Below are 11,746 nucleotides of genomic sequence, written 5' to 3'. Positions count from 1 at the left end.
AAATAGATTCAAGTAGTTCGGGAGAATTGGCGGAAACTTCAATCTTTGCATGACTTACATCTGATTTTTTACGTCCAACATCGATTTCCAAAATATCAAATTCTCCGCCCTTGTCCATAATAATGCCCATTGTCTTGGTTAGAGTCAATGAGTCGATAATATGGCCTGAAAGCTCAATAGTTCGTTTATTCATAACAATATGCTCCATTTTTAGTTAATATTATAGATATTGTTTTGAGTAATATTTAATGGTATTGTTATGGTTTGAAAAAAAGAAAAATATGGATTGAAATTAGGTTATTCAATTTGAAAATTGCTCTTTATGATTTTACCAACAAATCCTCCGAATAACCCTAATATAATAAATATAGGTATTGTAAATACTGTAAATAATAAAAAACTACTAACAATTCCAATAATCGCACCATATATTAAGGCATACCTTGTTGAATTTTCACTAATGAAACCTGCTACTGCAGATCCTATAATCAATCCAAAAATACCTAAAAACCCAATACCCGTTGACATTCCAATCACTATACATACGATTGAAATTACTGCACCTATAATGACCGGCCTTAGTTCAAAATTATTTGCAATATCCTCACTCATTATATCCCCTTCATTTAATTATTTCAGCAAGAAGCTCATCATATTTCATGAAATTATCTCCATACTTATCATAAACAAATGGAACTATAATAGAAACAACCTTATCATTATCAATATAAACAAATTCTACATTTGTTGACAAATACATTTTATAAAATCCATCTTTTCCAGCGATATTTTTTTGTTCAAATCCTTTGTTAATTAAGGAATTAGTTATTGATGAATCATCCGCTACTTTATTATCAACTGCAATATCAACAGCATCACCAGTTTCAGTATTCTTATAAACAGTATTTTCATAGGTATCATCAATGTCAGACTTTACTGGATTTTCAACATCAAATCCGTCAGGCAAATGGAAATTAACTCCGTTAACGGTCACATCACTTCCACCACCGAATATCCACCATGCGCTAACACTGGATGCCGAAACAATAGATATAAACAATATTATTAAAGTAAATAAAACCTTTTTATTCATTGTTCCACCTTAAAAAAAAAGTAAAATAAGTAAACTATTGCTTACTTATTTAAATTCAATACTATTCACAGCATCTTGGATATGAATATCTCTACCTTGAATAAGTACAACTTGTGTGTCATCATCTGAAGATACCAGATATCCCATATTTGAAGCATATGAATTTTCATCACCATCATAAACCCATGTAGGTGTACCATTTACAACATCTACAGTGTAATTTTCTTTAACCTTATTTAAAACAAAATCAGTGACATTTTTGGTTCCATTTACATAACTTGTGTCGAAATAGTCCGCATAAGCAAAAAGAGTACTATCAGGATTAGGAATTGCATATATAGGATGATTTCCAGTACCTCCTTGAGTTTCCTCTATTTCTCCATTTGGAGCAACTGGAATATCCATTTTAAACTTTCCGAAATCATGAGATTCCATTCCTTCTGCATATACACAAGCTACAGAAATAGCTACAAAAAATACAACTAACAAAGTTAAAATTTTCTTGTTCATAATTAACCTCCATAATTGTAATAATAGATTTGGTACACACATAATATAAACATTGCTATTAGCATGCTAATATCATATAGATATCTATTAAATAGCTAAAATTAAATTTTTAAATATGAGTCAAAAAGACGATATGAGCATTGTATCTCTGCTAGCACGCTCTAAAAAAAGATTAAATGTTTTAAAATCACTTGAAAAGGAAGATAAGATACCGTCAAAAATCAGCAAGGAAATTGATGACAACAGCAACCATGTTTCAAAATATCTTAAAACATTAAAGGAAGCAGAACTAGTGGAATGTCTTAATGAAGAGGACAAACGATATAGATTTTACAGCATCACCGATAAGGGCAAATATTATCTTGACAAAGTAGAAAAAGATTATAACGACTGATTTTAAAAAAAAAATAAAAAAAAGTAGACTCAAAAATTGAGTCTAAAGTCCGAAGAACAGATATATTACAAATACTATAACCATCAGCCAGATAGCCCAACCTAACTCTTTTGCCTTTCCACTGGCTATGCTTGCAACTGCGTAAACTACGAATCCCCAAGCGATACCCAATGAAATGGAGTAGGTTAAAATCATCATGACAATGGTCATAAATACTGAAGATGCTACAACAATATTGTCCCATTCAACTTCTTTCAATTGTCCGATCATCAATATACCGACAATAACCAATGCTGCACAGGTGACTGGAGATGTGAATAATCCAAGCACTAATGGAGCAAAGATGATTGATAAGAAGAATAATATACCTGTGACAATAGCGGCCAATCCTGTTTTACCACCAAGACCGACACCAGTTGCACTTTCCACATATGCTGTGACAGTACTTGTACCGAATACTGCACCTACAATACCTCCGACTGCATCTGCGAGGAATGCCTTTTCAATTCCAGCAGCATGACCTTCTTCATCGATGAATCCGCATTGTCTTCCGATAGCCATCAGTGTTCCTGTTGTATCGAAGAATGTCACGAATACGAGTGAAAAAAGCATCATTATCAGGTTTGGAATGTTATTGAAAAGTGTTCCGAATCCATTGAAACATGCACCAAATAGGGAGAGGTCAAAATCAAAGGATATGGCCTGTGCCGGAACGGCAGGCATCAATACATCACCGGTACCGAATCCTGCCAGAGTGAATATTACACCAATGATTGCAGTGAGCACCAAACCGATGAATACGGATGCAGGCACTTGTTTAACATATAAAATCAATGTGATGATAATACCGATTAATGCAAGAAGTGCCGGAGCGGCTGTGAGTGATCCCATTGTTACGAAAGTTGAAGGATCAGCTGCAATGATTCCTGCACCTTTGAGACCTAAAAATGCAAGGAAAAATCCTATTGCTGCACCGATACCGAGTTTCAAGTCAAGAGGAATTGCATTTAGGATAGCTTCCCTAAGACCGGAAATGGTAATATTAAAAAGATTATACTTGAAAGAAGTACCGCTGCAAGTGCAGTTTCAGCACTGTTTCCCATTCCAAGGATTATTGTATATGTAAACAGCGCGTTCAGTCCCATACCTGGAGCCAGTCCGACCGGATATTTGGCAACCAGCCCATAATTATACTAGCAACACCGGATGCAACAGCAGTTGCAAAAAATACTCCGGTAACAGGCAAACCACCATCACCCAAGATAACAGGGTTTACACCTAAAATGTAAGCCATGGCGAGGAATGTGGTGAGACCTGCAATAATTTCAGTTTTAAAATTAGTTCCATTTTCCTCAAATTTAAAAAAATTTTCAAATATATAACACCTCTGCGAAGATAACTTTCGCCAGATAGTATTATCTTTAAAAAAAATGAGTATTAAATTTATCTATATATTTTTTACATTTGAACTATTCAATTAAAGTCAAGAAATCATAGATGATTTTGGCTGCAACAACGGCAGTTGCATCGCCCAATCTGTTGCTTGCGGTTTCAACTACATCCAAACCGACAATATTCTTGTGGCATAATGTTTCAAGGATTGTTTCGATGTCATGGACAAACAATCCACCAGGAGTCGGATTTCCAACGTTTGGAGCTATGGCCGGATTGAAAACATCCATATCCACTGAAATGTAGATTGGTCCATCGATGTTTGTGAGGTAATATTCGATTGCATCCATATGCTTGTGGACATCCCTGTTTTTGAATGTCTGAATGTCATATGTTGACTTTACGTATTCCTCTTCCTCTTTTGATGATGATCTTATTCCAATCTGTACAAGACTGACGCCCTTTTCATGTGCTCTTCTCATTACGGTTGCATGTGAGTATTTCTCGCCGATGAATTCAAAGGCCAAATCACGATGGGCATCAAGATGTATTACGGTCAGCTTGTCATATTTCTCATATAATGCATTTATGGCTCCGATTGATGCTGAGTGCTCACCGCCAATGATAATCGGTTTTATATTTAGGCCGAGCAGTTCTGAAACAGTGTCTTCAACAATCTTGCAGGTTTTTTCACAGTTTCCCGGAACGACATTGACGTCACCGAAATCATAAAAAGTAGCGGTTAAATCTTTATTAAAAATAGTATTGTATTTTTCAAAACCAAATGAAGCTTCACGAACAACAATTGGTCCTAAACGTGAACCGGAATGATAAGAAGTAGTGCTGTCAAATGGAACTCCAATTATCCCAAATGAATTTTCTTTGATTTCGTCATTTTCTGCTGAAAATGCAAATTTCCACGGTTCATAAGTATTTAAAAGCATATTTATCTAAAAAAAGGAAAATAAAAAAAGAGAACTTATGATCCTCTAGTTCTCATTATTTTCATGTTTCCCATAGCAACAATGTATTCAACTTCAATACCTTCAACGATTGCATCTTTTAAGTCTTCAGGCATTGGCAAGTCAATGGTATCATAATTTTCCATATCCATAATCTGTACATTGTCACCCTGGATAGAGATAACTTGTCCTAATCTTTTGTCGATTATAGGAATATCTACTTTGTTATCTACAGGTTTAACGAGACTTCTTTTTTGATTATCGAAAACACCGACTGCTTCGATTCTTGCTTTTGCAGCTCCGTGTTTACCAGGAGATGAAGTGGTATAACTGATGATTTTACAGGCTTCTCCTCCTAAAACTATATATTTTCCAACTTTTAATGTTTTAATTTCTACAACTTTTGTTGACATTAATTTTCCTCCATTTTTATATAAAAACCGGTTTTTAATCTTATAATAAGGAATATTATTAGATTACTATAAACTATCTTTTCCATTTTATATAAATCATTCGTTTATTTCAAAAAAATAATAAACTTGAAACCTTAGACTATTTAAATATATTAAATGACAAATAATTAATCAGTGATAAAATGAGAATAGCAATCGTTTCTGGAAAAGAGGAAGGACCAACAAAATTAAATGCATTTGACAATGCCCTCAGTGATGCGGGAATTGGTGATGTTAATCTAATAAAAGTTTCCAGCATGCTTGCAGGAAATGCAAAGATTCAGCCATTGCCTAAACTCAAAGCGGGTTCAATGGTAAACTGCGTTTTATCTGAAATAACCTCAGACACTCCGGGAGATGTGATAACCGCCTCAGTAAGTGTGGCCATCGGAGACGAATTGGGCTGTGTAGTCGAAGCATCACACATCAACAGAGATGCTGATGAAATTATCAGACAATCAAAAGAAATGGTTGAATATATGATGGAAAAAAGAGGTGTTGAAATCAGAAAACTGTACACTGAAATTTCAACAACAACTGTTGAAGAAATCGCTTCAGTGGTGGCCTCAGTGGTTTATTTGAATGACGATATTGAGGAGAAATAACAATGGATGAAAAAAGCAAAAAGATTGCTAAAAATTTAGCTAACAGAATCATAAGGGCAGTAGGACCTATTGCCAGGGAATATGCCGGAACGGAATTCGGAGGCACACATATAAAAATCGGGGCTGACGGCACTCCCACATCCTATATCGACCATGTCGTGGAAGAGAAAATTGTCAATATCCTTAAAAATGCTAATGTCTTATCATATTTGGTTAGTGAAGAAATTGGAGAACTGAAATTAGGTAAGGGAACTAAAAGAAGCATCACATTAACACAGGAATTGAGAAGAACCGATTTGAGCGATGAAGAAACACCAAAATTCATATTTCTAATTGATCCGGTTGATGGAACAAGCAATGCAATTAAAGAAATTCCTGCATATGCCATTTCAATAGCAGTTGCAGAAGTTAATCAGGGAAGACTTGCAACAATAAACGATGTGGAACTTGGTTTTGTATACAATTTAGCCAACGGGAACTACTTTGAAGCTGAAAAAGGCAAAGGATGCAAATTGAACAATGAAAATGTAAAGCCAAGCGACAATGTTAAAATCAACAACATGACCCTCGGAGGATTTACCAAATCCGGAACCTCAGAAGCATCCAAACTCGTTGACAGAGCCCGCCGTATGAGGGTTCTTGGAAGTGTCGTGTTGGAACTTTCATATGTTGCAAGCGGAAGATACGATGCATTTCTTGATTTGAGAGGAAGCAGAATAATTGACATAGCTGCCGGAAAACTAATTCTTGATGAAGCAGGATGTATCATCACCGACAAATACGGCCAGCCCCTCAATAACGTATTGAGCATTTACGAAAAAACCATTGTGGTTGCTGCAAACAACAAAGTAATGCATAAACAAATCATTGACATATTAAATAATAATCAGGCAGACGTCATCGGTAAAATCGGAATCATTTCAAGAATAGATAAAAAAGTTCCAATCCTATTTACAGCCAAGATTATCGATTTTATATTGACAAACGGATGTGAAGTTGTCATTGAAAAAAGATTGTCGGAAAAACTAATTGAACTTAAGGACAATCCTAATCTGGATAAGATTATTCAGGATACAAAAGACGTATATCCCGAAATTGCAGATATGCTTGACGATATCGATTTGAATATTGATTATAACAAATTAAGCGAGGAACTCTTTAATTTTGATTGCGATATGGCGACAATCCTTGGAGGAGACGGAACACTTCTAAGAGCACAGTCAAGACTTAACCCGGAGATTCCAATCTTTGGAATAAACATGGGAACAGTAGGGTTTTTAACTGAAATTGAAGTTAAGGACACATTTACCGCTCTAAAAGAGATCTTGAAAGGAAATTACTATAAAGAAAAAAGAACAAGGCTTGTAGTATCACACGAAAATCACAATTTCACCGCAATGAATGAAGTGGTTGTCATGACCGACAAACCTGCCAAAATGCTTCATTTTGAAATACAGGTTGATGGTGAAATTATAGAAGAGGTTAGAGCAGACGGGCTAATTATCTCAACTCCAAGCGGTTCTACCGCTTATGCAATGTCTGCCGGAGGCCCAATTGTTGATCCAAAAGTGGCAGGATTTGTCATAATTCCAATCTGTCCGTATAAGTTAGGAGTAAGGCCATTTGTAGTATCAGACAATAGTGAAATTACTGTCAAATTACTTAAAAAAGGTAAAAGCGCAGTATTTGTTATGGATGGTCAAATCAATGAAGAGGCAGAATACGAAGAAGAAATCAAATTCAAAAAATCAAACAAGAATGCATACTTCATCAGAACTTCAAGCAAATACTTCTATGAAAAAGTTAAGGACAAACTGAAAGACGGTGGAATCGAAAACAACACCCGGTGCCCATAATGAACAATCTTGTAATTGACTTAACCCACGGCGGAGTAAAAATCGCCATCAGTTTAGCCAAAAAAGGCAAAAATGTCCTTGCATATGACATATACAATACACTGAAAGGCATTGACAAAAAAATGCTTGAAGTTTACGATGTAGAACTAATCCAGTTAGAAGATTTGACGAATTTTAAGGGAGATATGAATGTAATCTATCCCATACACCTTCCGTTAAGCCCCAATGAAATAAAATCTTATAATCCTAACCTGAATTATACATTTCAAACCCATCATGATATTGTAAAGGACCTTTTGGATGGCTGGGGCAGAGACATCATCAAAATCGAAATTACCGGAGTTAAGGGAAAAACAACCTCCGCATTTATGCTTAAGGAAATACTGCTAGATGACAATCCCCTAATCCTGTCAAGTCTGGGAGCCCTGCTATACGAAAACCATAATGAAATCATCTTAAAAAGAAACATATCCATTACCCCGGCAAATATTAAGGAAACTGTGGATTTGGCTTATAAAATTGCCAACCCCATCTGTAAAATTGCCGAAGGAACAGTTGAAAGCAAAAACCTGAAAAAATATAATTCAGCCATTTTCGAGTCCTCATTAGGCGTCTGCGGCATTGGAGATGTGGGACTTTTATTGAACATTGCCGAAGACTATCCGATAGCAAAAGGCAGAGGTAGCGCATCACAGGCAAAAAGACAAGTTTTCAAATGCAAATGCGTTTGCATTCAAAAAGAAGCGTTTGACAAATACTATTCAGACATCAAACACGAGAAAACCAACACATTCAGCCTAAATGACAGAAATGCAAACTTATTTATCAGAAATGCGAAATATGATTTAGACCTAACAGAACTTGAAATCGAATACCGCAATGTAAAAACCATTAATGATAATGTTGTTTCCGGTGAAATCAAATTAGACTGCTTTGCCCCCGGTCCTCACCATGCAAGCAATGTTTTGGGAGTTATCTTAACCTGCCTCAGTTTAGAGATTAATCAAGACAAGATAATTAATGGAATCAAAAGCTATAAAGGCATTCCCGGCAGAACCAACAGAAAAATCATTAAAAACTCAACAATTATTGAAGAGATAAATCCTGGACTAAATACACAGGCCATAAAAGAATCGGTGAACATGATCCGCAATTTAGATGATTACCTCATTTCAATAGGAGGAGATTACGGAATAACATGCGAAGAAATCGATGAAGAAAAACTAGCGACATATTTAAATGGCCTTGAAAGCGATTTGATACTAACCGGAGATTTGGGATTGTCCCTCTCCTCAAAAATCAATAGGAAGTTTACATATATTGAAAACTGCAATGATGTTTACAACATGGCCATCGAAAATGAAAAAAATCTTCTTTTTATCTATCGCTCAGATTACAGGAAACTTTCACAAAGGTGAAATGCTCCAAAAATTGAAACATTTAATATATATTAATTCTAAAGATTAATAATGTAACAAAATGTTATAAGTCAATCTTATAAAATAAATTTTAAAATTGGAGATAATTAATGATTGTGGGAACACGCGGTAGTCAATTAGCTTTAGCACAAACTAACCAAGTATGTGCCGATTTATCTAAAATAACCGGAGAATCTATTGATGTAGAAATAATAAAGACAAAAGGAGATAAAATTACTACATCCCAGCTATATAATATGGATTCAAAAGGGCTTTTTACAAAAGAATTGGATATCGCTCTTTTAGAAGAGGAAGTTGATTTTACAGTACACAGTTTTAAGGATTTGCCTACTGAATTGGATGAAGATTTAGAAATTGTAGCCGTTCCAAAACGTGAATCTCCAAATGAAGTATTGATTTCTAAAAAGGACTGGAATGAATTGGGTCCAGGTTCAAAGCTTGGAACAAGCAGCCTTAGAAGAGAAGCTTTTTGTAATCATTACAACAAAGAATTTGAACTTAAACCTATCAGAGGAAATATTGAAACCCGAATTCAAAAAGCATTAGAAAGCGATTTGGATGCAACAATCATGGCCGAAGCCGGATTGAAAAGGTTGAATTTAACCAAATACATCAAAAATGTATTTCCACTAGATTACATTACTCCCCCTGCTGGTCAAGGGGCATTGGCCATTATAACTAGAAAGGATTCTGATAAAAAAGAAGCAATTTCAAAATTGAATGATTACATCTCAATGCAAGAAGTTGTTTGTGAAAAAAAAGTACTGGAAGAGCTGGGGGTTGGCTGCCAATGGCCAATCGGTTCAATAGCACGCATGAACAACAATCAATTTAATATTTATTCAATATTATTAACCAAACAAGGAGAAATCCTTAAAGAGCAAAGTGAAAAGGGATCCATCAAAGATGCGCTTGAACTTGGCAGACGCATCGGAAAAATTTTCACAGATTATGTTTAAACGGAGGAATTAAATTGAAAACTATAAACGTAGGAGTTGTCGGAGTAGGAGCGATGGGTGAAAACCATGTTCGTGTCTACCATAAAATGGAAGAAGCAAATTTAATCGCTGTAAGTGATGTAAGCGAAAGAGCGCTTAAGAAAATTGAGAAAAAATATGGCGCTAAAGGATATACTGAATACAGTGATTTATTAGAAAACCCTGAAATCGAAGCCGTAAGCGTATGTGTACCAACAACATTCCACCATGACGTCGTTATGGAAGCCATACACCACGGAAAACATGTTTTGGTTGAAAAGCCTATAGCATTCACATTGGAAGAAGCTGAAGAAATGATTACTGCAGCCAAAGAAGCAGGAGTCATGCTCGCAACAGGACATGTTGAAAGATTCAATCCTGCAGTTCAAAAGGCTAAAGAACTTATTGAGGATGGAGTAATTGGAGATGTTGTTTCTGCATTTGCAAAAAGAGTAGGACCTCTCCCACCAAGAATCAAGGATGTTGGTGTTTCAATAGATTTAGCTATTCACGATTTAGATATTATGAATTACCTATTTGAAGAAGAAGTGACTCAGGTTTACGGCAGCATGAACAGCAGTTTCGACGACAGTGAATTTGAGGACCATGCAGAAATCATGGTTAACTTTGACAACGAATCCACTGGAATCATTGAAGTTAACTGGCTTACTCCATATAAACGCAGAGAATTGGAACTTACCGGTACCGCAGGAATCATCTCTGTTGACTATATCAAACAAAGTATCGAAGTATACGGCAAATTTGCTCAAGATATCCAAATCAAACATGAAGAACCACTTAAAAGTGAATTGAAATCATTTTTAAATGCAGTAATGAACGGTACAGAACCAGAAATCACTGGTGAAGATGGACTGAAAGCTCTTCAAATGGTTATTGCTGCAAACAGATCCTCCAAAGAACATAAACCAATTAGTTTTGAAGAACTTCAATAAGGTGATAATGTGAAAGGAAAATTAATAGAAAAGGCACAAGAATTAAGACAACACGGATTTACAACCGGAGAAATAGCCGACGAACTTAATGTAAGTATGGATACCGCAAGATGGCTTACTCTTCAAAAAACAACCGAAGTAAAAGCCGAAGCTCCTGTTGACTTTGCCATTAATTGGAAAAGCATTGGTGGAAATTCCACCCGTTTAAGTTATGTTTCAGGTGCTTTAAGTGACATGGCATTATCACATGGAGATGTCGATACTGTTGTAGGCATTGCAGTAAGCGGCATTCCTTTTGCAACTGTAATGGCAGATTTGATGGAAGATATGAGTGGAGAAGACACTTCATTAGCTATTTTCCACCCTCACAAGCACAGAAAAGATGCTGAAGAAAGTGACGATGAAGGTACCATCAGTACCAACTTCGGAACCGTTGAAGGCAAAAAAGTCGTTATTGTTGATGATGTAATTACAAGTGGAAAAACCGCAAAAGAAGTTATTCATACTGTTAAAGATCTCGGCGGAGAACCTACCTGTGTTACAGTATTAATCGATAAAGCAGGCCTTTCTGAAATTGAAGGCGTTCCTGTTGAATCTTTAATTAAAGTAAGTAGATTATAAATCTACTTTTTTTATTTTATTTTCCTCTTTTTAACCACCAAAAACCATCGATTGAAAATTTTTTCAGATAACCTTATATAACATTAATACACAAGATATACACAAGGTGATGAAAAATGTATATTACAGTGATAGCATTTGACGATTTGCACGGACAAAAACCCCTGGTTCTAAATGGAATTGTAAAATTAGTAAAAGAACCGGAAAATAAATATGATGATGAAGCAATAGCCTGCGAAATGAGATATTTTGGAAAAATCGGCTATGTATCAAACAGTATCCAGACAGTAATTCGCGGAACAATGAGCGCCGGAAGATTATACGACAAGATTTCAGACGAATACTTTGCAAAAATACAATTCATCAAAGGCAAAAATGTTATTGCAAAAGTGCTGTCAATTGAAGAGTTAACCGAAGAAATAAAAGACGAGGAAAGCGATGTCCACTACCTTTGTGAAGACTTGTCAAAAGTTGAACTGAAAGGTGAATAAC

16 protein-coding genes and 1 pseudogene are annotated in these 11,746 nt (G+C 35.6%); 8 read left to right on the top strand and 9 right to left on the bottom strand.

Features of this window, described 5'->3' with window-relative positions; genetic code table 11:
- From ACJMLO_RS04320 to ACJMLO_RS04305, 4 genes and pseudogenes are all read right to left on the bottom strand, one after another.
- Positions 1–193, bottom strand: a pseudogene (locus ACJMLO_RS04320) (TIGR00300 family protein); the annotation flags it as partial.
- Positions 194–297: 104 nt separating this feature from the next.
- Entirely contained in the window at positions 298–612 is a 315-nt protein-coding gene (locus ACJMLO_RS04315; RefSeq protein ID WP_405294266.1) for a DUF5518 domain-containing protein, read from the bottom strand.
- A gap of 10 nt (positions 613–622) precedes the next feature.
- Positions 623–1,093 (bottom strand): hypothetical protein, encoded by a 471-nt coding sequence (locus ACJMLO_RS04310; RefSeq protein WP_405294264.1) that lies wholly within the window; start codon positions 1,091–1,093, stop codon positions 623–625.
- A gap of 45 nt (positions 1,094–1,138) precedes the next feature.
- Positions 1,139–1,582 carry a hypothetical protein gene (locus tag ACJMLO_RS04305; RefSeq protein ID WP_405294262.1) on the bottom strand — a complete coding sequence of 148 codons (444 nt, stop codon included), beginning with the start codon at positions 1,580–1,582 and terminating at the stop codon, positions 1,139–1,141.
- Positions 1,583–1,718: 136 nt separating this feature from the next.
- Here ACJMLO_RS04305 and ACJMLO_RS04300 point away from each other — a divergent pair, with 136 nt between their 5' ends.
- Positions 1,719–1,997: an ArsR/SmtB family transcription factor gene (locus ACJMLO_RS04300; RefSeq protein ID WP_405294260.1), complete on the top strand. Its 279-nt coding sequence runs from the start codon at positions 1,719–1,721 to the stop codon at positions 1,995–1,997.
- 42 nt (positions 1,998–2,039) lie between these two features.
- On the opposite strand, the gene ACJMLO_RS04295 is transcribed toward ACJMLO_RS04300, so the two are convergent.
- The 5 genes from ACJMLO_RS04295 to ACJMLO_RS04275 all read right to left on the bottom strand — a co-directional run bounded on the left by ACJMLO_RS04295 (position 2,040) and on the right by ACJMLO_RS04275 (position 4,764).
- The gene (locus tag ACJMLO_RS04295) at positions 2,040–2,987 is read right to left on the bottom strand and encodes a solute carrier family 23 protein (RefSeq protein ID WP_405294258.1); all 948 of its coding nucleotides are present in this window, start codon (positions 2,985–2,987) and stop codon (positions 2,040–2,042) included.
- A gap of 17 nt (positions 2,988–3,004) precedes the next feature.
- Positions 3,005–3,142 (bottom strand): hypothetical protein, encoded by a 138-nt coding sequence (locus tag ACJMLO_RS04290; protein ID WP_405294256.1) that lies wholly within the window; start codon positions 3,140–3,142, stop codon positions 3,005–3,007.
- Positions 3,133–3,291, bottom strand: coding sequence for a hypothetical protein (locus ACJMLO_RS04285; RefSeq protein ID WP_405294254.1), 159 nt, complete (start codon positions 3,289–3,291; stop codon positions 3,133–3,135). The genes ACJMLO_RS04290 and ACJMLO_RS04285 overlap by 10 nt, the downstream gene beginning before the upstream one ends.
- 175 nt (positions 3,292–3,466) lie before the next feature.
- Positions 3,467–4,333 (bottom strand): agmatinase, encoded by an 867-nt coding sequence (gene speB, locus ACJMLO_RS04280; RefSeq protein WP_405294252.1) that lies wholly within the window; start codon positions 4,331–4,333, stop codon positions 3,467–3,469.
- A gap of 35 nt (positions 4,334–4,368) precedes the next feature.
- A complete protein-coding gene (locus ACJMLO_RS04275) occupies positions 4,369–4,764 on the bottom strand; it encodes a translation initiation factor IF-5A (protein WP_292604345.1) in 396 nt (131 codons plus the stop codon).
- Positions 4,765–4,946: 182 nt separating this feature from the next.
- Here ACJMLO_RS04275 and ACJMLO_RS04270 point away from each other — a divergent pair, with 182 nt between their 5' ends.
- The 7 genes from ACJMLO_RS04270 (at position 4,947) to ACJMLO_RS04240 (ending at position 11,745) form a co-directional block, all read left to right on the top strand.
- Complete coding sequence (locus ACJMLO_RS04270) at positions 4,947–5,408, top strand: pyruvoyl-dependent arginine decarboxylase (RefSeq protein ID WP_405294251.1); 462 nt, start codon at positions 4,947–4,949, stop codon at positions 5,406–5,408.
- Between the two features lie 2 nt (positions 5,409–5,410).
- Positions 5,411–7,264, top strand: coding sequence for a bifunctional NADP phosphatase/NAD kinase (locus ACJMLO_RS04265; protein WP_405294249.1), 1,854 nt, complete (start codon positions 5,411–5,413; stop codon positions 7,262–7,264).
- On the top strand, positions 7,264–8,682 hold the full coding sequence (gene cfbE / locus ACJMLO_RS04260) for a coenzyme F430 synthase (protein WP_405294247.1): 1,419 nt from the start codon (positions 7,264–7,266) through the stop codon (positions 8,680–8,682). Before ACJMLO_RS04265 ends, cfbE begins: the two co-directional genes overlap by 1 nt.
- A 110-nt stretch (positions 8,683–8,792) precedes the next feature.
- Positions 8,793–9,662, top strand: a complete 870-nt coding sequence (gene hemC, locus ACJMLO_RS04255) for a hydroxymethylbilane synthase (protein WP_405294245.1) — start codon at positions 8,793–8,795, stop codon at positions 9,660–9,662.
- A 14-nt stretch (positions 9,663–9,676) separates the two neighbouring features.
- Positions 9,677–10,633 (top strand): Gfo/Idh/MocA family oxidoreductase, encoded by a 957-nt coding sequence (locus ACJMLO_RS04250; protein ID WP_405294243.1) that lies wholly within the window; start codon positions 9,677–9,679, stop codon positions 10,631–10,633.
- A 9-nt stretch (positions 10,634–10,642) separates the two neighbouring features.
- A complete protein-coding gene (locus ACJMLO_RS04245) occupies positions 10,643–11,254 on the top strand; it encodes an orotate phosphoribosyltransferase-like protein (protein ID WP_405294242.1) in 612 nt (203 codons plus the stop codon).
- Between the two features lie 116 nt (positions 11,255–11,370).
- A complete protein-coding gene (locus ACJMLO_RS04240; protein WP_405294240.1) occupies positions 11,371–11,745 on the top strand; it encodes an HIRAN domain-containing protein in 375 nt (124 codons plus the stop codon).
- The last annotated feature ends 1 nt before the right edge of the window (position 11,746 follow it).

Origin of the sequence: Methanobrevibacter sp., from assembly GCF_045120835.1 — an archaeon.
Taxonomy (GTDB): Archaea; Methanobacteriota; Methanobacteria; order Methanobacteriales; family Methanobacteriaceae; genus Methanocatella.
The sequence above is the reverse complement of the archived record's forward strand: the minus strand, read 5'-3'. Positions and strand labels throughout refer to the sequence as shown.